General features: G+C 70.0%; 22 protein-coding genes and 1 pseudogene. 3 read left to right on the top strand and 20 right to left on the bottom strand.

The window, feature by feature from the left end; translation table 11 throughout:
* The 9 genes from AC1HIL_RS40275 to AC1HIL_RS40315 all read right to left on the bottom strand — a co-directional run bounded on the left by AC1HIL_RS40275 (position 1) and on the right by AC1HIL_RS40315 (position 7,972).
* Positions 1-789 carry a class II aldolase/adducin family protein gene (locus tag AC1HIL_RS40275; RefSeq protein WP_064266408.1) on the bottom strand — a complete coding sequence of 263 codons (789 nt, stop codon included), beginning with the start codon at positions 787-789 and terminating at the stop codon, positions 1-3.
* A gap of 44 nt (positions 790-833) precedes the next feature.
* Entirely contained in the window at positions 834-1,802 is a 969-nt protein-coding gene (locus AC1HIL_RS40280) for a Bug family tripartite tricarboxylate transporter substrate binding protein (RefSeq protein WP_479669366.1), read from the bottom strand.
* 17 nt (positions 1,803-1,819) lie between these two features.
* Complete coding sequence (locus AC1HIL_RS40285; protein ID WP_479669365.1) at positions 1,820-2,803, bottom strand: Bug family tripartite tricarboxylate transporter substrate binding protein; 984 nt, start codon at positions 2,801-2,803, stop codon at positions 1,820-1,822.
* Between the two features lie 79 nt (positions 2,804-2,882).
* On the bottom strand, positions 2,883-3,077 hold the full coding sequence (locus tag AC1HIL_RS40290) for a hypothetical protein (RefSeq protein ID WP_093352531.1): 195 nt from the start codon (positions 3,075-3,077) through the stop codon (positions 2,883-2,885).
* Positions 3,078-3,086: 9 nt separating this feature from the next.
* Positions 3,087-3,677, bottom strand: a complete 591-nt coding sequence (locus AC1HIL_RS40295) for a 3-phenylpropionate/cinnamic acid dioxygenase subunit beta (RefSeq protein WP_057592676.1) — start codon at positions 3,675-3,677, stop codon at positions 3,087-3,089.
* Between the two features lie 26 nt (positions 3,678-3,703).
* The gene (locus tag AC1HIL_RS40300) at positions 3,704-4,513 is read right to left on the bottom strand and encodes an SDR family NAD(P)-dependent oxidoreductase (RefSeq protein WP_413765525.1); all 810 of its coding nucleotides are present in this window, start codon (positions 4,511-4,513) and stop codon (positions 3,704-3,706) included.
* Positions 4,514-4,533: 20 nt separating this feature from the next.
* Positions 4,534-5,898, bottom strand: a complete 1,365-nt coding sequence (locus AC1HIL_RS40305) for an aromatic ring-hydroxylating oxygenase subunit alpha (RefSeq protein ID WP_395346473.1) — start codon at positions 5,896-5,898, stop codon at positions 4,534-4,536.
* A gap of 53 nt (positions 5,899-5,951) precedes the next feature.
* Positions 5,952-6,959, bottom strand: a complete 1,008-nt coding sequence (locus tag AC1HIL_RS40310; RefSeq protein WP_479669364.1) for a 2Fe-2S iron-sulfur cluster-binding protein — start codon at positions 6,957-6,959, stop codon at positions 5,952-5,954.
* Between the two features lie 23 nt (positions 6,960-6,982).
* Entirely contained in the window at positions 6,983-7,972 is a 990-nt protein-coding gene (locus AC1HIL_RS40315; RefSeq protein ID WP_479669362.1) for a tripartite tricarboxylate transporter substrate binding protein, read from the bottom strand.
* 174 nt (positions 7,973-8,146) lie between these two features.
* Between AC1HIL_RS40315 and AC1HIL_RS40320 the strand changes: the two genes are divergently transcribed.
* From AC1HIL_RS40320 to AC1HIL_RS40330, 3 genes are all read left to right on the top strand, one after another.
* Positions 8,147-8,911, top strand: coding sequence for an IclR family transcriptional regulator (locus AC1HIL_RS40320; protein ID WP_479669361.1), 765 nt, complete (start codon positions 8,147-8,149; stop codon positions 8,909-8,911).
* A 65-nt stretch (positions 8,912-8,976) separates the two neighbouring features.
* Positions 8,977-9,255: a helix-turn-helix domain-containing protein gene (locus AC1HIL_RS40325; protein ID WP_261211160.1), complete on the top strand. Its 279-nt coding sequence runs from the start codon at positions 8,977-8,979 to the stop codon at positions 9,253-9,255.
* Positions 9,245-10,465 carry a type II toxin-antitoxin system HipA family toxin gene (locus AC1HIL_RS40330; protein WP_057592683.1) on the top strand — a complete coding sequence of 407 codons (1,221 nt, stop codon included), beginning with the start codon at positions 9,245-9,247 and terminating at the stop codon, positions 10,463-10,465. The genes AC1HIL_RS40325 and AC1HIL_RS40330 overlap by 11 nt, the downstream gene beginning before the upstream one ends.
* A gap of 18 nt (positions 10,466-10,483) precedes the next feature.
* On the opposite strand, the gene AC1HIL_RS40335 is transcribed toward AC1HIL_RS40330, so the two are convergent.
* From AC1HIL_RS40335 to AC1HIL_RS40385, 11 genes and pseudogenes are all read right to left on the bottom strand, one after another.
* A complete protein-coding gene (locus AC1HIL_RS40335; RefSeq protein ID WP_296727183.1) occupies positions 10,484-10,861 on the bottom strand; it encodes a VOC family protein in 378 nt (125 codons plus the stop codon).
* A gap of 31 nt (positions 10,862-10,892) precedes the next feature.
* Positions 10,893-12,365: an SRPBCC family protein gene (locus tag AC1HIL_RS40340; protein WP_422098936.1), complete on the bottom strand. Its 1,473-nt coding sequence runs from the start codon at positions 12,363-12,365 to the stop codon at positions 10,893-10,895.
* Positions 12,365-12,805: an SRPBCC family protein gene (locus AC1HIL_RS40345; protein ID WP_479669359.1), complete on the bottom strand. Its 441-nt coding sequence runs from the start codon at positions 12,803-12,805 to the stop codon at positions 12,365-12,367. The genes AC1HIL_RS40340 and AC1HIL_RS40345 overlap by 1 nt, the downstream gene beginning before the upstream one ends.
* A 3-nt stretch (positions 12,806-12,808) precedes the next feature.
* A complete protein-coding gene (locus tag AC1HIL_RS40350; protein ID WP_479669358.1) occupies positions 12,809-14,497 on the bottom strand; it encodes a flotillin family protein in 1,689 nt (562 codons plus the stop codon).
* 17 nt (positions 14,498-14,514) lie between these two features.
* Positions 14,515-15,345 (bottom strand): phosphoenolpyruvate hydrolase family protein, encoded by an 831-nt coding sequence (locus AC1HIL_RS40355; RefSeq protein WP_261211165.1) that lies wholly within the window; start codon positions 15,343-15,345, stop codon positions 14,515-14,517.
* A gap of 27 nt (positions 15,346-15,372) precedes the next feature.
* Positions 15,373-16,590: a Tm-1-like ATP-binding domain-containing protein gene (locus AC1HIL_RS40360; protein ID WP_479669659.1), complete on the bottom strand. Its 1,218-nt coding sequence runs from the start codon at positions 16,588-16,590 to the stop codon at positions 15,373-15,375.
* 537 nt (positions 16,591-17,127) lie between these two features.
* Positions 17,128-17,625, bottom strand: a pseudogene (locus AC1HIL_RS40365) (ABC transporter ATP-binding protein); the annotation flags it as partial.
* Positions 17,625-18,446, bottom strand: a complete 822-nt coding sequence (locus tag AC1HIL_RS40370) for an ABC transporter ATP-binding protein (protein ID WP_082321691.1) — start codon at positions 18,444-18,446, stop codon at positions 17,625-17,627. The gene AC1HIL_RS40370 and the pseudogene AC1HIL_RS40365, both read right to left, overlap by 1 nt.
* 156 nt (positions 18,447-18,602) lie before the next feature.
* Positions 18,603-21,035 carry an ABC transporter substrate-binding protein gene (locus AC1HIL_RS40375; RefSeq protein ID WP_479669357.1) on the bottom strand — a complete coding sequence of 811 codons (2,433 nt, stop codon included), beginning with the start codon at positions 21,033-21,035 and terminating at the stop codon, positions 18,603-18,605.
* Entirely contained in the window at positions 21,032-21,982 is a 951-nt protein-coding gene (locus tag AC1HIL_RS40380; RefSeq protein WP_057592689.1) for a branched-chain amino acid ABC transporter permease, read from the bottom strand. The genes AC1HIL_RS40375 and AC1HIL_RS40380 overlap by 4 nt, the downstream gene beginning before the upstream one ends.
* Positions 21,979-23,274, bottom strand: coding sequence for a metal-dependent hydrolase family protein (locus AC1HIL_RS40385; protein WP_479669356.1), 1,296 nt, complete (start codon positions 23,272-23,274; stop codon positions 21,979-21,981). The genes AC1HIL_RS40380 and AC1HIL_RS40385 overlap by 4 nt, the downstream gene beginning before the upstream one ends.
* Positions 23,275-23,292: the final 18 nt, after the last annotated feature.

Consider the following 23,292-nt stretch of genomic DNA (forward strand, 5'->3'; position numbering starts at 1 on the left):
TCAGCCGAACATCGCGCGCGAGATGCCCGCGCGCCGCAGCATGGCCTCGAACACCAGCCGGTTGACGGGGCCGCGCCCCGCGACGCGCGTGGCCGGCACGGTCTCGAGGATCTCGGCGGGAATCGCGCGGTTCGGCCCGCGCCCGGCATCGGAGGCGAGCTGGATCTCGCAGGCGCGCTGCAGGGTCCACAGGCGGTTGAAGGCGGTCGGGATGTCGGGCCCCGCGGCCAGCAGCCCGTGGTTGCGCAGGATCAGGTGGTTGGCCTGGCCGAGCGAGCGCACCAGCCGCGGCTGCTCGTCGAGGTTCGTGGTCACGCCCTCGTAGTCGTGGTAGGCCACGTCGCCGTACATCATCGCGCTGTAGAAGTTGTCGTGCCGCAGGCCCTCTTCCTTCGACGCGACGGCGCAGCCCGCGGTGGTGTGCACGTGCATGATGCAGTGCGCATCGGGCCGCGCGGCATGCACGGCGCTGTGGATCACGAAGCCCGCCTTGTTGACCGTGTAGGCGCTCTCGCTTTGCGAGTTGCCGCCGATGTCGGTGCAGATCAGGTTCAGTGGCGTGACCTCGGCGTAGTGCAGTCCGAAGGGGTTGATGAGGTAGCGCGCTTCCGATCCCTCGCCGGCCTCGTCCACGCGCAGCGTGATGTGGTTGAAGATCAGCTCGGTCCAGCCGAGGTGGTCGAACAGCCGGTAGCAGCAGGCCAGGTCGAGCCGGGCGGTCCATTCGGCGGCCGGCATGCCGGCCGGCGCGGGGGGAGCGGGTGGGGCCGAGGCCGCATCCATCGTCATTCGTGTGTCTCCTGGGTTCTTCGTTCGGATCGTGGGTGCGCTGGTCAGTCGACGGTGGCGCCGGTCGACTTGATGACCGCGCCCCAGCGCGTCACTTCCTTGTCGATCCAGCGCGAGAAATCCTCGGGCGAGCCGGCCACCACGTCGAATTCCAGCTCCCGGAGTTTCGCGCTGATCTCGGGCGAGCGCACGATCTTCACGATCTCGGCATTGAGCCGGTCGATCACGGGCCGCGGCGTGCCGCCGGGCGCGAGGAAGCCGACCCACGAGGTGGCGACGAAATCGGGATAGCCCGACTCGACCATGGTCGGCACCTCGGGCACGTTCGCGAAGCGCTTTTCGCCCGTGGTCGCGATCACGCGCAGCCGGCCGTCCTTGACGAACTGCTGCACGTTGCCCGGCACCAGGAAGGCGCTCTGCACGTTGCCGGCCACGAGGTCGACCAGCGCCGGCCCGGCGCCCTTGTACGGCACGTGCGTGATGTCGACCTGCGCTGCGGACTTCAGCATCTCCATCGTGAGGTGCGAGGCGCTGCCCACCGCCACCGAGGCATACGACAGCCCGCCCTTGCGCGCCTTCGCCAGCGCGACGAACTCGGCCGGCGTCTTCGCGGGCAGGTCGGCATTGACCACGAGGTACTGCGGCGAGGTCACGGCCAGCGTGATCGGCGCGAGGTCCTTGCGCGGATCGAAGGGCATCTTGCGGAACAGCGTGGCGTTGATCGCGATCGGCCCGTTGTAGCCCACCAGCAGCGTGTGGCCGTCGGGCGGCGACTTGGCGACGTAGTCGGCGCCGATGTTGCCGCCCGCGCCGGGCCGGTTCTCGACGATCACCGGCTGGCCCAGTGCCTCCTGCAGCTTCGGCTGCACCAGCCGCGCCACCGTGTCGTTGGTGCTGCCGGTGATCGGCACGATGATGCGCACCGGCCTGGTGGGCGCCCAGGGCGCGGCGGTGCTGGCGCCGGCCAGCATGGCGAGGCCGAGCAGGCCGGCGAATCTCTTCAGGCGGTTCATGGCGTCTCCTTGGCGGGCTACTTCTGCGGCGCGGGAATGGAGGCGATCACGCCCGCCCATTTGTCCGACTCGGCGTGGATGAAGCTCTTGAAACCGGCCGGCCCGAGGTAGCGCGGTTCGGCCGCGAGCCCGACGATCTGCGACTGCACCTCGGGCTTGGCGACCACGGCCTGGATCGCGCCCGCGAGCTTCTCGATCGCCTCGGGCGGTGCCTTGGCGGGCGCGAACAGGCCCATCCACGCGGTGGCCGAATAGCCGGGCACGCCGCCCTCGGCGAGGGTCGGAATTTCGGGCGCGACCGCGCTGCGCGTGGCGCTGGTCACGCCGAGCGCCACCAGCGCGCCGCTCTTGATGTGCGGATAGGCCGAGGTCAGGTCGACCACCGCCACCGGCAACTGGCCGCCGAGCAGGTCGGTGACCGCGGGGCCGCTGCCGCGGTAAGGCACGGCGACCAGCTTGAGCTTCGCCATGCTGGCCAGCAGTTCGCCCGCGAGGTGTTGCGCGGTGTACTGGCCGGTGGTGCCGTAGCTCGTGCCCTCGGGCGTGGCGCGCGCCTTCTCGATGAAGCCGCGCAGGTCGCGCAGCCCGGTCTTCGCGCCGGCCACCAGCACCAGCGGGATGTCGGCCACCTTCGCGACCGGCGCGAGCTGCTCCTGCGGCTTGAGCGGCGCGGCATCGGGCAGGTTCGGATTGACCACGATCGCGCCGGTGGCGCCCATGCCGATGGTGTAGCCGTCGGGCGCGGCCTTCGCCACGCCGATCAGGCCGGTGGCGCCGCCGCCGCCGGGCTTGTTGTCGACCACCACGGGCTGGCCGAGCGACACCGAGAGCTCGCGCCCGACGATGCGCGCGATGCCATCGGCCGAGGCGCCGGGCGCGAAGGGAACGACCAGCGTCACCGGTTTGGAAGGAAAGGGCTGCGCCGTGGCGGCGAAGGCGCAAAGGGCGAGGGCGGCGCTTGCGAGCGCACGCGCGCTCAGGCGCGTCGAAAGGATCTTCATGGGGCTTGTCTCCGGTTGGTAGGGGCGTCGACGGACGGCCGGGCTTCGATGGCCCGGTCCTGTCCGTCGTGTGTCGATGTCAGTCGGGCGCGAGGTCCTTGATGTCCTCGCAGTGGATCAGCTCTTCGTCGCCCGCGGCGAAGTCGCCGCGCGGCGCGCTCAGGATGCGCAGCTGCACCCAGATGCCGTCGCCCATGTTCTCGACGATCTCGCCGATGGCGCCGCTGCGCAGTTCGAGCCGGCGGCCCGCCTCGAGGTGCATGATGTTCAGCATGGGCGGGCCTCAGAAGAACATGGTGAGGTTCTTGGCCAGCAGCACGTTCTGGCCGAGCCGGATCTCGCGCCGCGCGAGCTGCCACCGGCCGTCCACGCGCCGCAGCACGTCGCTGCGCTTGCCGGCGAAGTAGTACTCCTCGTGCTCGCAGCGGTTCTGGTATATCAGGAAGCCGCTGAGCACCGACACCTCCTGCTGGCCGGCGGCGTTTTCTTCGATCGCGGTGAGCTGCACGTTGGTGACGAGGCGGCACAGCCGCGACAGCGGTTCCTCGGCCCAGTGCACGCCGGTGAGGATCTGTTCGGCGCGCTTGGTCAGGGTCCACTTGCCCTCGTTGAACCAGCTCATGTCCTTCTCGTAGCGGGTCTTCTCGCGCGTCTCGTGCTGGCCGAACTTGACGTTGAACATCATCGGCATGAAGTACACGAGGTCCTCGGCCAGCGTGTCCAGCCATTCGCGAAAGCGCCGCTGATCGAGCATCTCGGCCTCGTCGTAGAGGAACTCCTCGATATCGCGCTTGAGTTCGTAGTAGCGCGCGTCGCGTGGCGGCCTCGGCGGCGGGCTGGCGACGGCGGTCGGTTCGGTGAGGGTCTCGGTCATCGATGCGTCCTTCGTGGGAGGTTCGGTCAGGAATTCGGTGCGGGCGGGATCGGTCCGCCCTGGTTCGCGAAGCAGCCGACATCGACCACCGTGCCCGAGACGGTGGCGGCGTCGTCGGACAGCAGGAAGGCCACGGCGTTGGCCAGGTCGCGCCCGTTGGCCGGGCGGCCCGCCACCGTGCCCGCGACCTTGCGGCCCGCGAACAGCGCGGCGTCGCCGCCCACGCGGCCCACGCTCATGCCCGAGACGATGCCGCCGCCGCCGGGAATCGCGAGGTTCACGCGGATGTGCTGGTGGAAGTGGTCGTAGGCCATCGCGGTGGTGAGCGCGAGCACCGCGCCCTTGCTGGCCGCGTAGGCCGCCATGTTGGGCTTGCCGTGGCCGGCGCCCGAGCCGATGTTGACGATCGAGCCGCCGCCCTGCGCGGCCATCGTGGGGATGACGGCGCGCGAGGCGAGGTACACGCCCTTCACGTTGACGGCCAGGATGCGGTCGAACATCTCCTCGCTCGTGTCGAGCACCGTGCCGAGCGGGCCGATGGCGGCGTTGTTGACCAGGCCGTCGATGCGGCCGAAGCGCGACAGCGCGCGTTCGACCACGCGTTCGACATCGGCGGCGCTGGACACATCGGCCTCGAGCACCTCGATGCGCTCGGCCAGGCCCGCGGCCTCGGCCGCGGCGCGCACGCCCTCGAGGCCTTGCGCGGTGCTCGAGACCTGCGGCTGCGCGAGCCCGAAGGCCAGCACGCGGTGGCCGCGCCGGGCCAGCTCGAGCGCAATGGCTTCGCCGAGGCCGAAGGTGCCGCCGGTGACGAGGGTGACGGGCTGGTGCGCCATGCCTGTTGATTCCGCTGCCGTCATCCGGCGAAGCTCGCCGCGCCGGTGTCGTGGCGGCCCAGCAGGGTGTCCCAGTCGGCGCCGTCCATGTAGTCGCGCCAGCGGCGGTAGAACTGGCGCGGGTTCTCCTCGCTGACCTGCAGGCTGACGTTGCCGGGCACCGGACCCTCGGTCGTGACCTTGCCCATCGACTGCTGGTAGTTGTAGGGATAGCGCTTGGCGATGGTGCCCCGGCTGCCCGCGGTGGCGTAGTTCCAGTTCTCCATGTCGTCCTGCTCGGTCATGCCGGCCGGACCCGAATAGCGCATGTAGTAGGTGCGTAGGAAGTCCTTCACCTCCTGCGGGGCGTCGGCGTCGACCAGGAAGAAGCGCCAGGCCTCGGTCGACTCCGGCCCGTTGGGATGCCACACGCAGAGGTTGCGCGGCTGCTTGCCGTGGAACGAGGTGTTCGGATAGATGGTGCCGACGAAGGGCACCAGCCGGTTCTTCTCGGCGCCGAGCCGGCGCTTGCGCTCTTCGTGGCAATGGCGGAAGTACTCGGCGATCACCGGGTTGTTCTTGTAGGTGTCGACGAAGGGCGTGTCTTCCGGCAGCAGCGCGCTGTGCACGCCGTGGCCGGCGGGGAAGTTCACCCACAGGTGCTGCGCGTACTCGAGCTCGTTGTCGCGCCGGCCCTTCACGCCGACCTCGGCGCTCGGGCCGATGCCGATCAGGTCGACCGAGCGGTGGCTCACGTTGTGATAGGTGTCGCCGAGGAAGTTCTCGGCCGCGAACTTCCAGTTGCAGGGGATCACCCATTTCTGCACGCCCACCAGCACCTCGGAGCCGCCCTCGCGGCCGTCGCGGCAGTCGAGCGCGAGGTCGAGGTGCGCGCGCGCGTCGCCCAGGTAGGTGAGGAAGTCGGGCGCGTCCTTGTCCCAGGTGGCCCACACCGTGCCCTTGTAGATCGCGAGCTGCGCGACTTCGATCAGCGACCAGTTCTCCTTCTCGAGGCAGCCGTCGTAGATGGCCTTGAACTGCGGCACGCCGAACAGCTTGCCCTCGGTGGTGTAGCTCCAGCTGTGATAGGGGCAGGTGAAGAGCTGCGTGTTGCCGTGGTCGTACTGGCACACCTTCATGCCGCGGTGGCGGCAGGAGTTGAGGAACACGTGCACCTTGTTCTTCTTGTCGCGCGTGAGGATCACCGATTCCGCGCCCATGCGCGAGGTGAAATAGTCGCCGGGCTTGGGGATCTGGCTCTCGTGGCCCACGAAGAGCCAGGCGCGCGCGAACACCTTCTCGAGCTCTTCCTCGTACACGTCCTTGCTCGAGAAGATCTCGCGGCTGATCGTGCCCTGCTTGAGGTCGACCATCCGGTGATAGACCATCGGTGTCGTCGTCGTCATTCGTTGCGTCCTTGTCGTCGTGTGCGTCGGGTGGGGAATCGGAGAGCGGCGCTTCAGTTGAAGCGTTCGCAGAGCATGTCGGCGCGCGAAAGGCCGGCCGAGGCCGCGGCGCTGCGGCCGGCCTCGACCATCGGCGGCGGGCCGCACAGGTAGATGCGCGTGGCGGGATCGAGCGCGAGCGTGCCGATCAGGTCGGTGGCATAGCCGCCGTGGCAGGCGTCGCCGGGCTCGGCCTCGGCGGCCAGGCGCACGTCGAGCGCCGGCAGCCGTTGTTTGAGCTGTTCGATCCGCTCGAGCGCGAACAGGTGGGCGCCGCTGCGCACGCCGAGCAGCAGCGTGGTCGGCTGCATCGCCGCGCCTTCGCGCGAAGCGATCGCCTCGAGCATCGAGAGAAAGGGCGCGAGCCCGGTGCCGCCGGCCACGAACAGGCGCGGCCGCGGTTCCTGGCGCAGGAAGAAGCTGCCGCGCGGCTCGCTCAGTTCGAGCGTGGCGCCGACCGCGGCCGACTGCGCGAGCCAGCTCGAGAAGGCACCGCCGTCGACCAGCCGCACGTAGAACACCAGCGTGCTGTCGCCCGAGGCATTGGCCATCGAGTAGGAGCGCCAGGCCTCGCTGCCCGCGGCGCGCAGGCGCACGTACTGGCCGGGCTGGAAAGTCACGGGCGCATCGACGCGGACTTCGAGCCGCATCGTCTCGAGCGCCACGCGCTCGATCGCGCTGACCGTGCCCGCGATCGGTGGCGGCTCCTCGGCCGTGGCCTCGGAAAGGTCGTAGGGCAGTTCGATCACGCAGTCTTGCGCCGTGACGCGCGAGACGCAGCACAAGGTGGCGCCGTCCGCGCGGTCGGCATCGGGCAGCACGGCGCGGTCGTAGTCGCCGAGTTCGACGCTGCCGCAGACCAGCTGCGCGGTGCAGGTGCCGCACTGGCCGTTGCTGCAGTCGGTCAGCAGGTGGAGCCCGGCCTCGGCGGCCGCGGCCACGACGGTGTCGCCGGGATTCGCATCGACGCGGCGCGTGCCGCCATCGGCGAAGAGCAGGGTGATCGCGACGCTGGCGCTCATCGGTGGCTCCTTGGGTGCGCCGGTCAGTCGACCTTGAGGTTGGCGTTCTTCGCGAGCGCGGTCCAGCGCGCGATGTCGGCGGCGATCTGCTTGCCGAAGGCCGCGCTGTCCACATGGCCCGGCTCCATGCCGAGGGCCTGCAGCTTCTTCACGGTGTCGGGCTCGGCCAGTACCTCCTTGAGCGCGGCGCGGATGCGGTCCGCCACCTCGGTGGGCGTGCCCGCGGGCGCCACCAGGCCGGTCCAGATCGGCACGTCGTAGCCGGGCGTGCCCGACTCGGCGATGGTCGGCACCTGCGGCAGCACGCTCGAGCGCTTCGCCGTCGTCACGGCCACGGCCTTGAGCCGGCCGGCCTGGATCTGCGGCAGCACGGCCGCGATGTCGAGGAAGCCGAGGTCGACCTCGTTGCCCAGCAGCGCGGTGATGACCGGCCCCGTGCCCTTGTAGTTGACGTGCGTGAACTTCGCACCGCCCTCGCTCGTGTAGAGCTCGGCCGCGAGCTGGAACGAGGACGAGGCCACGCCGTGGTTGAGTCCGCCGGCCGGTGCCTTGGCCGCGAGCGCCTTGAGCTCGGCCATGGTCTTCGCGCTCGACGCGGCGTTGGTCGTCACCACCAGCGGGAACGAGCCCAGCAGCGCCACCGGCTGGAAGTCCTTGACCGGGTCGTAGGGCAGCTTGCCGTAGACCGCCGGGTTCACCGTCATCGCGCCCGACGAGGCCACGAACAGCGTGTAGCCGTCGGCCGGCGCCTTGGCCACCAGCTCGGCCGCAATGATCGAGTTGGCGCCCGCGCGGTTGTCGACCACGAAGGACTGCTTGAGCCGCTCCGAGAGCTTGACCGAGATCAGCCGGGCCAGGATGTCGTTGGTGCCGCCGGGCGCGAAGCCGACCACCACGCGCACCGGCTTGTCGGGGTAGGCGGCCTGCGCGGGCGCGGCCAGGGCTGCAAGAAAGAGGGCGGCGCCCGCCAGCAGAGAGCGGCCGCGGAGGCGGGAAGGGGTGGCGGGGTTCATCGTGTCTCCAATCGCTTGTCGGTGCGTTTTGTCCATTGTGTGGACTGTACGCTCATTATACGGACAAGATTCGATCGCGCAATCGGGCCGCGCCGGCGCGGCCGTGCGGCGCGGGGAGGGGATCGGGCGGGAAGCGAAAATGCCGCGATGCAAAGCGACGACACAGGAGGGGCCATGGAGCCGAAGGAGAAGAATTCGGAGAACGTGCGCGCGGTCAACCGCGCCCTCGACATCCTTCTGGCGTTCACCAAGGACGACGCCGAGCTCACCGCCGGCGAGCTGCTGCAGCGCGTGGACCTGAGCCGGCCCACGCTCTACCGGATCCTCTACACGCTCGAGACCAAGGGCTTCATCGTCTCGGTCGGCGACCCGCAGCGCTTCCGGCTCGGGCCCTCGGTGGCGCGGCTGTCGCACGTGTGGACCGAGACGCTGGACCTGTCGGCGCTGGCCGAATCGATCATGCGCGGGCTGTGGAGCGAGACCCGCGAGACGGTCGCGATGTTCGTGGCGCAGGGCGAGATGCGCCTGTGCCTGGCCGAGATGCCGAGCCCGCAGCCGCTGAACTTCAAGCGCGGTGTCGGCTACACCGAGCGCATCGCGCGCGGCGCCAGCGGCCGCGCGATCCTGGCCTTCATGCCTGGCGCCGACGAACGGCTCGAGCAGTACACCAGGGACCTGATGATCGACCTCAAGAAGCTGCGCGCCGAACTCGAGCGCACGCGCGAGCGCGGCTATGCCGTGAGCCGCGACGAACTGATCGAAGGCGCCGTGGCCGTGGCCGCGCCGTTCTACAACGGCCGCGGCGTCGCGGGATCGATCGGCATCTTCGGCCCGGCCGCGCGCATCGGCGAAGGGCATGTGGATGCGCTGGGGCGGCAGGTGGTCGAGGCTTGCGCGCGGCTGTCGCAGGCGTTGGGGGTGAAGGGGGCGGTCCCGTAACGGATCTTCTTCGAAAGTGTCCTGGATAATGGACATTTTCTGGATTTTTCCGGAAAATGTGGCGTATGCAGGACAAAATCAGGCTGCCTATCGACCTCGGCCAAGCCATTCAACGCGCGCGCAAGGAAGGCCGCCTGAAGGCGACCGACATCGCCGCGCGCTCCGGCCGCGCGCGCAACGTCCTCTATCGGCTCGAACGCGGGGAGGACATCACCGTCGCATCGCTGCTGGACATCCTGCGCGCCATGGATCTCACGATCCGCCTGGAGCGCCTGGGCATGCCCACGCTGGAGGAAGTCGCGCAGCGCTTCGGGCAGGACGAGGACGACGACGATGCTTCCTGAAAAGATAAGGCAGCTCGAGGTCGAGATCGCCGGCGCGCCGGCCGGCCAACTGCTCAAGCATTCGATCTACGAGTTCCGGTACCTGGACAGCCAGACTGAGCAGCCCTCGGTCGCATTGCTCATGCCGCCGACCCGGCCGACCTACCAGGACGGCAACCTCTTCGCGGTGATGGACCAGAACCTGCCCGAGGGCGATCTGTACCTGCGGCTGCGTGCCATGTTTCCGAAGCAGGAGCTGACCCCGATGCATCTGCTCGCGGTGGTGGGGTCGAACGGTATCGGCCGGCTGGGCTTCCGGCTGCCGGGGGCGCCGGCGCTCGCCGCGCCCCGGCTCATCGACCGCAAGACCTTGCTGGCCACCCGCTACACGCCCGAGGTGTTCGACGAACTGGTGCGGGCGTACATGAGCACCGGTGCCGGCATCGGTGGCATGCAGCCGAAGATCATGGTGCCGGACCGGGTCAGCGTTCCGGTGCCCACCATCATCGTGAAGGCGGCCGCGCCGTCCTACCCCGGCCTGTCGGCCAACGAATTCCTGTGCCTGACAGCGGCCGGCCACGCCGGCATCGAGACACCCACCTTCGACCTCTCGGACGACGGACAACTGCTGCTGGTCGACCGCTTCGACATCGCCGCCGATGGCTCCCGCATCGCCTTCGAGGACATCGCGGCGCTGATGGGGCTTCGCGTGCGCGATATCCAATCCGACCGGAAGTACCACGGGAGTTACCAGCGCATCGCCGAGCTGATGCGGTACCTCCAGTTGCCGATCGAAAACCTCGAGCGTTTCTTCGAGCAGGTTGCTTTCAGCGTCATGGTGCGCAACGGCGACGGCCATCTCAAGAACTACGGCCTGCTCTATACCTCGGCGGCCGACTGCCGCCTCGCGCCGATGTTCGACGTGGTGACGACGTCCCTCTACCGGTACACGCGCTACGAAGGCGGACCCGAGCTCGAGGACCGCACATTGGCCCTCAAGCTCTTCGCCGGCAAGGGCCACACCAAGGCCTATCCGACGACCGAGGAACTGCTGCAGTTCGGCAGCAAGGTCTGCGCGGTCGCGAAGCCGGAAAGGGTGCTCGCGCGAATCGCCGAGGGAATGGGCAAGACACTGGACCTGGCGGCCCGTGACCCGCGGATTCCCAAGGAGCTGCTGGCACAGATGCGAGACATCTGGAGCGATGGCATGGCCCACGCCAAGGGTCGGTAGGCCAGCGGAACACCTGTCCTAAAGCGTCTCCGTCGGATCGAAATCCAGCTCCACCTTCGCCCCGTTCGGATCGTGGCAGAACAGCTGCCAGGTCCCCGCGCCCGCCTGCTGCCGCAGTTCGTACTTCACGCCCGCCGCGTCGAAGCGCGCTTTCACCGCGCGCAGGTCCTGCGCCGTGAAGGCCATGTGGTCGATGACGCCGGTGCGCTGCGCGGGCACGGGCCGGCCGAAGTACAGGTGCAGCACGGCCTGCGGCCCGCTGCCGTAGAGCCAGGCGCCCGGAAAGCCGAGGTCGGGCCGGTGGCCCACGCGCAGGCCGAGCAGGCCGGTGTAGAAGTCCAGCGTCTGGCGCTCGTCTTCCGCGGTGACGGTGAAGTGGTTCATGCCGACGATCACGGGCGTTCTCCTTGCATAGCGTTAACAGGCCCTAGGCCAGCAGAACCAAGGCGCCGATGCTGGCGCGCGATTCGAGGCGTTCATGGGCGCGCGCCGCGGCATCGAGCGCGAAGCGTTCGATCGGCGGCTTGCGGATGGCGCCGCTGGCGAGCGCATCCCACAGGCGCTGCGCGCGCTCGGCCAGTTGCGCGGGCGTGGCGACATAGTCGAACACCACGGGGCGCGAGAAGCTCAGCGACTTGGCGATCAGCAGGTCGGGCGGCAGCGCGGCCAGCGCGCCGCTGGCCTGACCGAGGCTGATCCAGTGGCCGCGGCGCGCGAGCGCCGCATGGTTCTCGGCACGCGCGGCCTCGCCGAGGCCGTCGACCAGCACGTCGACGCCGCCGCAGGCGCGCTGCACCGCATCGGCGAAGCGGTAGTCGCGCGTGACGATCACGTGCTCGCAGCCATGGTCGCGCGCGACGCGGGCCTTCTCCTCGCTCGAGACGGTGCCCACCACGACCGCGCCGAGGCTGCGCGCCCAGGAACACAGCAGCAGGCCGACACCGCCGGCCGCGGCATGCACGAGGATGCGCGTGCCGCGCTGCACGCGGCCGAGGTCGCGCAGCAGGTAGTCGGCCGTGAGGCCCTTGAGCAGCAGCGCCGCGGCCTCGTCGTCCTCGACGGCCGCGGGCAGCCGCACCACCCAGTCCGCGGGCACCGAGCGCACGCTGCGGTAGGCGCCGGGCACGGGCCCGAGGTAGGCCACGCGATCGCCGGGAAAGAGGCCGCTGACGCCGGGGCCGACATCGATCACGCTGCCGGCCGCCTCCATGCCGGGCACGCCGGGCGCGCCCTCCGACACCGGCAGCATCGACGGCATCCAGCCGCGGCGCAGGTAGACGTCGAGGAAGTTCACGCCGATCGCGCGCTGGCGGATGCGCACCTCGCCCTCGGCGGGCGCCGCCGCTTCGTCGTCGCGCGGGCGCAGGACCTCGGGGCCACCATAGGCTTCGAGGCCCACGCCGCGCCGCGGCAGCGCGAGCGCGGCCGATGCGGCGATGCCCACGGAAGACGTGGGCGCCCCGCGCTCCAGGTAGCGCCGCAGGTTCTCGAACCCCGCCTCGTACACGCCGCGCGCCACCGTGTCGCGCAGCTCGCGTTCGCGGCCCGGCGGCGTGGCGAAGGTCGATTCCCAATGCCAGAAGGTGCGGTCGCCATCGGTCACGGGCTTCAGGGTGACGGTGGCCACGTAGCGCTGCAGCGGCAGGGTGGCCTCGACGATGCAGTAGGTGCTTTTGTGCTCGCTGTCCGACAGGCTCAGCAGCTGCTCGCGGATGCGGTTTCCGTCGCGCAGCGTGAAGCTGCGCACGCAACCCACCTGGTCTCCGCGCTCGTCGCCCTCGATGCGGCTGGCCTCCACCACCTCGTGCCAGTCGGCATGGCTGTTGAAGTCGCGCAGCACCGCCCACACGCGCTCGATCGGCGCGTCGATGACGGTGGAGCGCACGACCCGCTGCAGCATCAGCGTTCCCCGAAGTGCCGCTTCAGCGCATCGAAGCCGCCCTGGAACACGCCCTCGCCGATCGAGTCGGCCAGCTCGCGCTCGCGGTGTTCCTCGCAGTCGAACTCGGCGCTCCATTCGGCGAAGCAGCGCCCGCCGTCGGTCACCGGCGTGAGCTTGAGCGTGGCGGTGTAGTGGCTCACGCCCATCGGGCTCTCGAGGATCTCGTAGCTGCAGCTGTAGTCGTAGTCCGAGAGTGCGAGCAGCCGCTCGCGGATCATGCCGCCGTCGCGCAGGTGGAAATGGCGGATGCAGCCCACGCGGTCGGCCGGCTGGTTGTTCTCGATCCGGCTGTCGGCGATCAGCGGATGCCACTGCGGCAGGCCGTTGAAGTCGCGCACGCGCGCCCACACGTTGTCGGCGCTCGCGTCGATCACGCTCGAGACGTAGACGTTCACCATGCCTTATTCCTTGGGCGTGCCGGCGCCCAGCGCGGCACGCGCGCCGCTGCTCTCGTTGACCAGCTTCTGGATGTCGCCGCCCTCGATGCCGATCTCGCGCAGCAGCTGGTCGACCAGCGGTGCCTGGGCCCGGAAGCGCAGCGCCGAATTGACCAGCCCGTCGGCGAAGTTGCCGCCGCCCTCGGCATTGCGCGCGCCGCCCGAGGAACCGCCGAAGCCGTCGACCTGCAGGATCTTGATGCCCTCGATGCGCTCCATCGGCCGCACCGACTCGCGGATGATGCCCTCGGCTTTCTCCACCAGCCGCATGCGCAGGGCCGACAGGCGCGCCTCGGGCGTGAGCATGTTGTGCGCCTCGTTCATCCAGCGCGCGGCCTCGGCCTCGATCTCGGCGCGCACGCGCGTGGCATCGGCGCGGATCTTCTCGGCGTCGGCATCGGCCTCGGCCTGGGCGCGTAGCGCGGCGCCGCGGTGCGCGCTCGCGTCGTGCTCGGCCTGGGCCGCGGAGGTCAGCCGCAGCGCCTCGCGCTCGGCGACCAGCGCGGCCGCGATCAGCTCGATGGTCTTCTTGCGCTCGGCGCTTTCGACCTCGCGCGCCGTGAACACCTTCTCCTCGGCCGTCACCGCCTGGGCGCGCGCGGCCTCGGCCTCGGCCTGGGCCTCGCTCTGCGCCTTGCTCTCGCGCGCCACGGCGATCGAGCGCTGCTGCTCGGCCAGCTCGAGCAAGGTGCGGCGCTCGAGTTCGGCGCTCTGGATCGCGCGCTCCTTGCCGATGCGCTCCTCCTCGATGGTCTGCTCCGAGCGGATGCGCGCGGCATCGATGCTCTGGCGCGCCGCGATCTGAGCGCTCTCGGCATGCTGCTCGCGCTGCGCGCGCTCGATCGCCACCTCGGCGCGCTGGCGCGAGCGCGCCATCTCGACCTCGCGCTGCTGCGTCAGCCGCGCATGCTCGCTCTCGCGATCGATCTCGAGCGACAGCTTCTCGGCCTCGAGGTTCTTGTTGCGGATCGCGATCAGCGTGTCCTGCTCGACGTCGTTGCGCTGCTTCTTGCGGCGCTCGATCTGCTCGGTCAGCCGCGTCAGGCCCTCGGCGTCGAAGGCATTGCTGGGGTTGAAGAACTCCATGCCGGTCTGGTCGAGCTGCGTGAGCGAGGCGGCCTCGAGCTCCAGGCCGTTGTTGGTCAGGTCCTCGGCCACCGCCTCGCGCACCCGCTTGACGTAGGCGCCGCGCTTCTCGTGCAGCTCCTCCATCGTCATCTCGGCCGCGGCGGTGCGCAGCGCGTCGACGAACTTGCCCTCGACCAGTTCCTTGAGCTGCTCGGGCTCCATGGTGCGAAGGCCCAGCGTCTGCGCGGCCACCGCCACCGACTCGGCCTTCGCCGCCACGCGCACGTAGAACTCGGCGATCACATCGACGCGCATGCGGTCCTTGGTGATCAGCGCCTTGTCGCGCCCGCGGCTGACCTCCAGCCGCAGCGTGTTCATGTTGACCGGGATCACGTCGTGCACGATCGGCAGCACGAAGGCGCCGCCGTCGAGCACCACCTTCTGGCCGCCCAGGCCGGTGCGCACGAAGGCGCGTTCCTTGGAGCTGCGCAGGTAGAGCCAGTGCAGCAGCCAGACGACGATCGCGACCGCGATCGCCACCACCAGCAGCCCGAGGATGAAACTTCCGAATTGAGAACCTGACATGGATGTCGTCTCCTGGTTTATCGCGTGATCTGAACGAAGCGGCGCGTGGTCTCGGTCAGCGCCACCTCCGCGGGCAGGCGCTCCATCGAGCTGGCGCCATAGAAGCCGTCGCAGGCGGGGCAGCGCGCGAGCACGTACTGCGCATCCTCCGGCGTGGCGATGGGGCCGCCGTGAAAGAGCACGATCACCCCGGGGTTCACTTCCTGCGCGGCCGCGGCCCAGCGGTTGATCAGCGGCACGCAGTCGTCGAGCTTCAGCGAGGTCTCGGCGCCGATCGCGCCGCCCGTGGTCAGGCCCAGGTGGCAGACCACGATGTCGGCGCCCGCGCCGGCCATGGCGCGCGCATCGGCCTCGCCGAAGACATAGGGCGTGGTCAGCAGGTCGAGGGCGCGCGCGCGCGCCACGAGCTCGACCTCGAGGCCGTAGCCCATGCCGGTCTCCTCGAGGTTGGCGCGGAAGGTGCCGTCGATCAGGCCCACGGTCGGGAAGTTCTGGATGCCCGAGAAGCCCAGCGCGATCAGCCGGTGCAGGAACTCGTCGGGGATCATGAACGGGTCGGTGCCGTTCACGCCCGCGAGCACCGGCGTGTGCTTCACCACCGGCAGCACCTCGCGCGCCATCTCGCACACGATCTCGTTGGCATTGCCGTAGGCCATCAGCCCCGCGAGCGAGCCGCGCCCGGCCATGCGGTAGCGGCCCGAGTTGTAGATCACGATCAGGTCGATGCCGCCGGCTTCCTCGCACTTGGCCGACAGGCCGGTGCCGGCGCCGCCGCCGATCAGCGGCCGGCCCGAGGCGATCTTGGTGCGGAAGCGCTCCAGCAGCGCGGTGCGTGAGATGCGGGTCATGGGGGCTCCTCCTGGGTTGTTCTTCGCTCATGCGCGGCGCGCGCCGGGCGCGGCCCGCGAGACCTCGCGCCAGGCCTCGACCAGCGCGTCGGCGAAGGCTTCGTCGTTGATGTGCAGCGGCAGCCGCTGGAGCTGGCGGTTCGGCCCGGGCCGGAAGCCCGCCTCGAGCGCGGCGAACAGCGCGCGGTCGGCCTCGGGGTCGTGGAAGGGCTGGCCCGGCCGGTCGATGGCGGAGACGCCGCCTTCGGGAATGAGGAATCGCACCGGCCCGCGCATGGCATTGAGCTTGGCGGCGATGAACTCGCCGATGGCGCGGCATTCGTCGGCCGTGGTGCGCATCAGCGTCACCGTGGTGTTGTGGCGGTAGAGATTGCGCGCCCGGAAGCGCTCGGGCACGGTGTCCCAGGCGCCGAAGTTCACCATGTCGAGCGCGCCGCACGAACCCACATAGGGCAGGGCGTGGCGCGCGAACACGTCGAGCCGGTCGGGCCCGGCCGACAGCACGCCGCCCGCGATCTCGTCGGCCACCTCGGTGGTCGACACGTCGATCGCGCCCGCGAGCAGGCCCGAGTCCGCGAGCTTCTCCATCGACTGGCCGCCCACGCCGGTGGCATGGAACACCAGGCAGTCCCAGTCGTCCTCGAGCCGCCGCGTCACGGCCTGCACGCAGGGCGTGGTCACGCCGAACATCGTGAGGCCGATGGCGGGCCGGGTCACGGCCGACACGGAAGCCGGATGCGCCACCATGCCGGCCAGCGCATTGGCTGCGTTCGACAGCACGCTCTCGCTGATGCGGTTGATGCCCTGCACGTCGGTGACCGAATACATCATGCAGATGTCGCTCGGGCCCACGTAGGGCCGTGTGTCGCCGCTGGCCATGGTCGAGACCATGAGCTTGGGCACGCCGATCGGCAGCGCGCGCATGCCCTGCGTGGCCATCGAGGTGCCGCCCGAGCCGCCGGCCGAGATCAGGCCGCCGAGGTCGCGCCGCGTGCGCAGGAAGGCCTCGAAGGCCAGGCCCATGGCGGCGGTGGCGCTGCCGCGGTCTCCGCTGAACACCGCCGACTCGCCCCTGGGATGGTGGCGTGCCACCTCGCGCGGATGCACGCTCGCGGTCGAGGGCTTGCCCGAGGTCGAGAGGTCGACCGTGACCACGCGCAGGCCCAGCCGCTCGATGCACTGGCGCAGGAAGAACAGCTCGCGGCTCTTGGTGTCGAAGGTGCCGGCCACGTAGGCCGCGCGCACGCTGCTTGCGGCCACCGGGAAGTCGAACACCTGGCCCGACGTGGCCGCGGGCTGCGCCGGTTCGGGCGCGGGCTCGGGCGGCGCGATCAGGCGCGGGATGTCGGCCGCGGGCGCGGCCGTGCCGCCGGCGTTCCAGCGCGTGAAGCCGCGCACGCTGGCCGGCGCGAGGTCGTCGAGCGAGGGTGCGCCATCGCCATGGGCGCGGCGCACGGTGTAGACGCGTGGCGCGTTGTCGCGGCCGCCGTCCCCGCCCGCGCGCGGCGCCGGTTGCTCCGGCTCGGCCTCGTCGCCATGGCCGCCCGAGCGCACGCCCAGCAGCTTCTCCTGCAGCTCGCGGTCGGCTGCGAGCTCGGCCGCCGGCATCTCGCGCGCGATGCGGCCGTTGACCATCAGCCCGATGCGGTCGGCCACCGAGATCGCCACGCCGAGGTTCTGCTCGATCAGCAGCACCGCGATGCGGCCCTCGGCCGCGAGATCGCGCAGCGCCTGCGCCACCTGGTCGACGATGACCGGCGCCAGGCCCTCGGTCGGCTCGTCCATCACCAGCAGCTTGGGGTTCAGCAGCAGCGCGCGGCCGATCGCGAGCATCTGCTGCTCGCCGCCCGAGAGCTGGGCGCCGCCATTGCCGCGCCGCTCGGCCAGCCGCGGGAACATCGCATAGACGCGGTCGACCTCGCGCCGGCGGCTCGCCACCAGCCGCAGCGTCTCGTCGACCGACAGCGAGGGCCACACGCGCCGGCCCTGCGGCACGTAGGCGATGCCGCGGCGCGTGATCTCGTTGGGCGCCAGGCCCAGGATCTCCTCGCCGCTGAAGCGCACGCTGCCGCGCGCCGGCACCAGCCCGGTGAGCGCGTTGCACAGCGTGGTCTTGCCCATGCCGTTGCGCCCGACGATGCCGAGCACGCCGCGCTCCAGCGACAGGCTCACGCCCTGCAGCGCGTGGGCACGGCCGTAGTAGACGTCGAGGCCCTCGACCACCAGCGCGGTGGACCGGCCGGCTGCCGTGTCGCGATCGCCGCCGCCGAACCAGGCCATCAGTGCTTGCTCCCCATGTAGATCGCCTGCACCTGCGCATCGCCCTCGATCTCGGCCGGGCTGCCGGTGCGCAACACGCGGCCGTTGTGCATCACCGTCACGCGGTCGACCACGCGCAGCGCGATGTCCAGGTCGTGCTCGATCAGCACGAAGCTCATGTGCGCGGGCAGCGAGGTCAGAAGCGCCACCAGCTCGCGCCGCTCGGCCGGCGAGAGGCCGGCCGCGGGCTCATCGAACAGGATCAGCCGCGGCGCGCCGGCCAGCGCCATGCCGATCTCGAGCTGGCGCTGCTGGCCGTGCGCGAGGTTGGCGACCTTCTCGTCGGCGATGTGCGCGAGGCGCGCGCGTTCGAGCAGGTCCTCGGTCGCGCGCGTGCTGGCATGGCCGGCGCCGGGCCGGCGGAAGCTGAAGCGGCCGCTGGCCACGCCGCGCACCGCGAGGAACAGGTTGTCGCGCACCGAGAGGTCGCGAAACAGCAGCGAGGACTGGTAGGTGCGCCGCAGGCCCTTGCGGATGCGGTCCTGCGGCGGCAGGTCGGTGATGTCCTCGCCGAAGAAATGGATGCGTCCCGCGGTCGGCGGGAAGTCGCCCGTGATGGCGTTGAACAGCGTGGTCTTGCCGGCGCCGTTCGATCCGAGGATGGCGTACTTCTGCCCCGCCGTGACCGCGAGCGAGACGCCGTCGACCGCGCGCAGCGCACCGAAGGCGCGCGTCACGCCGTCCAGGCGCAGCGCATCGCCCGACAGGAGCTGCGTGCTCCCGCCGCGCGCGGGTTGGGGCGCGCGCGAAGCGGGCGGTCGCAGCGTGGTGATCGTGGCCATCTCAGTTCCGTGTGGGGCGATGTCTTGCTCCTTCCCCCTCTGGGGGAAGGTCGGGATGGGGGCGGTGCCCGACGAACGCCGCGCGGTCGCGCGGGCCGTCGTGCCCCCAGCCCGGCCCTCCCCCAGTGGGGGAGGGAGAAAGACCACCGGTGTGGATCACGTGCGGCAATCCGGCACGTCGCGCGTGCCCATCCCCATCTTCTTGAAGTCGGCGTCCGACAGCCCCAGCGTCTGCGAGATGTTCGGCACCGACTTCACGACCTTGTTGTAGAACGAGCCGTCGGGCGCCTTGCTCACCTCGGTGATGTAGGTCGTGCCCACGCCGTTGCGGTTGGCATCGATCTTCACGTCGCCGGCCGGGCCCTTGAAGTTGGTCTTCTGCAGCGCCTCGCGGTAGGCCTTCTGGTTGTTCGACAGGTCGCCCTTGACCGCGTCGAGCGCATCGAGCGTGGCCTTGGTGTTGATGTAGTAGAGGTAGGCGAACAGCGACGGGCTCGGGAAGCCGTCCTTGAAGCTGGCCTTGTAGTCGGCCACGAACTTCTTCCACTCGGGCGTGTCGATCGAGTCGGCCATCGGGCCGGCCGAGGCCGTGCCCAGCAGCGATTCGCGGCGCTTGCCCTTGAAGTTCAGCACCGTCTGGTCGACCGTGATCGAGCCGCCGATCATCGGCTTGTCGCCGCCGGCCTGCTCGTACTGGGTCAGGAAGTTCACCGCGTCGGAGCCGCCGAGCACCACCAGCAGCGCATCGACGTTCTTCGGGATCTTCGCGATCACCGAGGCGTAGTCCTTGGTGCCCAGCGGCACCCAGGCCTTGTCGACCACCTTGCCGCCCTTGGCGCAGTAGCTGGCCATGAAGCCCTGCACCTGCGAGTAGGGGAAGCCGTAGTCCTCGGCGATCAGGAAGGTGCGCTTGTAGCCCTTGGACAGCGCATGCTCGCCCAGGCCCACCATCCACTGCGCGCCCTCGGTGTTGAAGCGGTAGAAGTTGGGAGCCGGGTCCTGCAGCGTCGCGGCCTGCGCGCCGGCCGAGCCGTTGATGAAGGTGACGTTGGGTTGCGTCTTCGCGTAGTTCTTGACCGCGATGCCCTCGTCGCCCGACAGCGGGCCGATCATGATCTGCACCTTGTCCTGCTCGACCGCCTTGCGCGTCGAGTTCACGGCCTTGTCGGGCGTGGCGTCCGACGAGACCTTCACGAACTCGATCTTCTTGCCGCCGGCCATGCCCTTCTTCTCCTTCAGCGCGAGGTCGGCGCCGCGCATGCCGTCCTGGCCCGGCGCCGCGAACGGTCCCTCGAGCGAGGCCAGCAGGCCGATCTTGAGGGTTTCCTGCGCCTGCGCGAGGCCCGCGGCCCCGGCCATCGCCAACATTGCAGCGGCGGCGACGATGCCGCGTCCGAACGCCTTCTCGACTCTCTTCATGTCTCGCTCCTTGTTGTCACTGGTGAATGCGGCCTGAGCCACGGGTGGGGAAAGGTGCGCCCAGGCGCGTGCGCAAGCGATGCCACAGGCCCAGCAGTCCGTCGGGGAAAAGAGGACGATCGCGAGGAAGACCCCGCCGATCACGAGATTGAAGCGTTCGCGGTCGACCAGGTCGATGGCGAAGTTCTGCAGCAGCACGAAGACGATCGCGCCGATGAAGGCACCGATGGGGTGCTTCATGCCGCCGAGCACGGCGATGATGAGGATGTTGATCATCGCGCCGATGCCGAGCGTGCCGGGCGAGATGCGGCCGTTGTACCAGACCAGCAGCACGCCGCCGACCGCGGCCAGGAAGCCCGACACCGCATAGGCCGCGACCCGGTGCGCCGTGACGTCGAAGCCCAGCGCCTGCATGCGGCGCGGGTTGTCGCGGATGCCCTGCAGCGCCACGCCGAAGGGCGCGCGGATCAGGTGCTTGATGAAGAAGTAGCCTGCCGCCGAGCAGCCCAGCGTGAGCAGGTAGAAGGGCACGGGCTCGCGCAGGTCGAGCCCGAACACGGTGGGCGCGGCCAGCTTGCTGAAGCCCTGGAAGCCGTTGAACAGCGTGTAGTTCTGCTGCGCGAGGTAGAAGAAGGCCACGCCCACGGCCAACGTGATCATGATGGTGTAGATGCCCTCGGTGCGCACCGAGAGCCAGCCCACCGCGGCCGAGAACAGCGTGGCCAGCACCAGCGCCGCCAGCACCGCGAGCCACCAGGGCCAGCCCAGGCTGATCGCCGTGTTGCTGCTGCTGCCCACGATCGCGACCACGTAGGCCGCGAAGCCCGCCACCGTCATCTGCGCGAGCGAGACCATGCCGCCATAGCCGCCGAGGAAGGTCAGCGACAGCGCGATCAGGCCGAGCGCGAGCGACTGGGCGCCGATCTGGAAGGTGAAGAAGGGCGAGGCGACGAAGGGGTACACCAGCACCAGCAGCGCCACGACCAGATGGCGCCAGCGCACGGGGCGCAGCAGCCTGCCCAGCCAGCGCGGCAGCTCGCCGTGGGCCGGCGGCGGCTCGGCGGGTTGCGATGGCGACGCGACCGCGCGCGGCAACGCGGTGACGCGCGCGTCCTGCGCGGGCATCGACCCGCCCGACTTCATGGCACGGCGCCACTGTGCCGCGCTCATGCGGCTTTCCCCATCAGCCCGCGCGGCTTGAACGCCAGCGCGACCACCATGATCACGAAGGTGAAGACCACGCTGTAGGTCGGCGCGTAGGCCAGGCCGAACTGCTCGGCCAACCCGATCAGCAGCGCGCCGATGGCTGCACCGACCACGCTGCCCATGCCGCCGACGATCACCACCACCAGCGAGGCCAGCAGGTAGCGCGTGTCCTCGCCCGGCGAGATCGACAGGGCCGTGCCGCCGACCACGCCGGCCAGGCCCGCGAGGCCGGCGCCGATCGCGAAGGTCAGCGCGAACACCAGCTGCACGTTGACGCCCGAGGCGGCCAGCATGCCGCGGTCGTCGACGCCGGCGCGGATCATCATGCCGATGCGCGTGCGCGCCAGCAGCAGCCACAGGCCCACGCCGATCAGCACCGAGGCCAGCAGCACCACCAGCCGGTAGGTCGGGAACTTCTCGACCAGCGGCAGCGTGGTCGAGCCGTAGATCCACGAGGGCGGATCGAAGGTGTAGATCTCGGCGCCCCAGATCCACAGCATCAGGTCGGCGAACACGATCGACAGGCCGATGGTCACCAGCGTCTGGCGCAGGTCCTGGCCCTGCATGTGGCGGAACACCAGCAGCTGCATCAAGAGGCCCAGCACCGCGGCCGCGAGAAAGCCCGCGATCACCGCGAGCACCCAGGAGCCGGTGTGCTCGCCGACGAACCAGCCCACGTAGGCGCCGAACAGGTAGAGCGAGCCGTGCGCGAGGTTCACGTTGCGCATCAGCCCGAACACCAGCGTAAAGCCGCTAGCCACGAGGAAGTAGAGCGAGGCCAGCGTGAGGCCGTTGAGCAGGGTCTTGAAGAACAGCGAGGCGTTGTCGGCCACGGCCCAGACCGCGAACACCGCGATCGGCACGCCGAGCACCAGCCACAGGGCCCAGCGCGTGAGGGCGGCGCGCGTCATGCCGCGCGCTCCCAGCCCCGGTCCCAGCCGCGCTCGGAGGCGATCGCCGGTGCCTTGGCGAACTCGCCGTCCTTCATCACGGCCAGGATGCGCTTCGCATCGCGCAGGATCGAGAGGTTGGCCAGCGGATCGCCGTCGACCAGCATCAGGTCGGCGAGATAGCCTTCCTTGACGAGGCCGAGATCGTCGGGCCGCATCATGATCTGGCCGCCGTACAGCGTGGTCGAGCGGATCGCCTCCATCGGCGTGAAGCCCAGGTACTTGACGAAGAACTCGAGGTCGCGCGCGTTCTGCGTGTGGGGCGTGAAGGCGAAGCCGTAGTCGCCGCCCGGCAGCACGCGGATGCCGCGCTTGTGCATCTTGGCGAGCGAGACGCAGGCCGCGTCCCATTCGATCTGGTAGCCCATGTCGGCCGCCATCTGGTAGGTGATGCCGTAGGGCTCGGCCTCGTGCAGCATGGCGTAGAGGATGGCGATGCCGGGCGCGACGAAGACGCGGTCCTTGGCGGCCTCGAGCATGTCGAGCGCCTCCTCGTCGACGAAGCTCGCGTGGTAGATCAGGTCGATGCCGTGGCGCAGCGCCTGCTTCACGCTCTCCGACGAGCGCGCATGCGCCACGCCGCGCTTGCCGCGGATCTTGACCTCGCGCATCGCGGCGGCCACCTCCTCGTCGAGCATCCAGGTCGTTTCCGAGGGCGACTGCGGCGTGAAGTTGTCGCCCGAGAGGTTGAGCTTGATCGAGTCGACGCCGTACTTGAGGAACAGCCGCACCGCCTTGCGCATCTCGTCGGCGCCCGAGATGTTCACGCCGAAGCTGAACTCGGGAAAGGGCAGGTGCGGCAGCGTCTCGTCGCCGAGGCCGCCGAGCACCGTGATCTCCTGGCTCGCCGCGAGGTAGCGCGGCCCGGGGATCTGGCCCGCGTTGATCGCGTTGCGGATCACCACGTCGAGCCGCGGCTTGGCGCAGGCCGCGCCCACGCAGGAGGTGAAGCCGGCCTCGAGGTAGCGCTTCGCGACCTTGGCGCACCACAGCACGTGCTCCTCGAGCGGCATGGTCTGGATCGCCGCGAGCGTGGCGGCGTCGTTCCACGAGAAGTGCGTGTGGGCCTCGCACATGCCGGGCATGAGCGTGGCGCCCGCGCCGTCGATCACGGTGGCGCCGCCGGGCGCGATCGGCGCGGTGCTGCGGCCCACCTGCCGGATGCGGTTGCCGCGCACCAGCACGCTGCCGCTGTAGGGGTTCTGCCCCGTGCCGTCGAGGATGCGCACGTTGGTGAAGACGACGTCGGCCATGCGGTGCTCCGGTCGGGA

This window comes from Variovorax sp. ISS6, assembly GCF_056523145.1.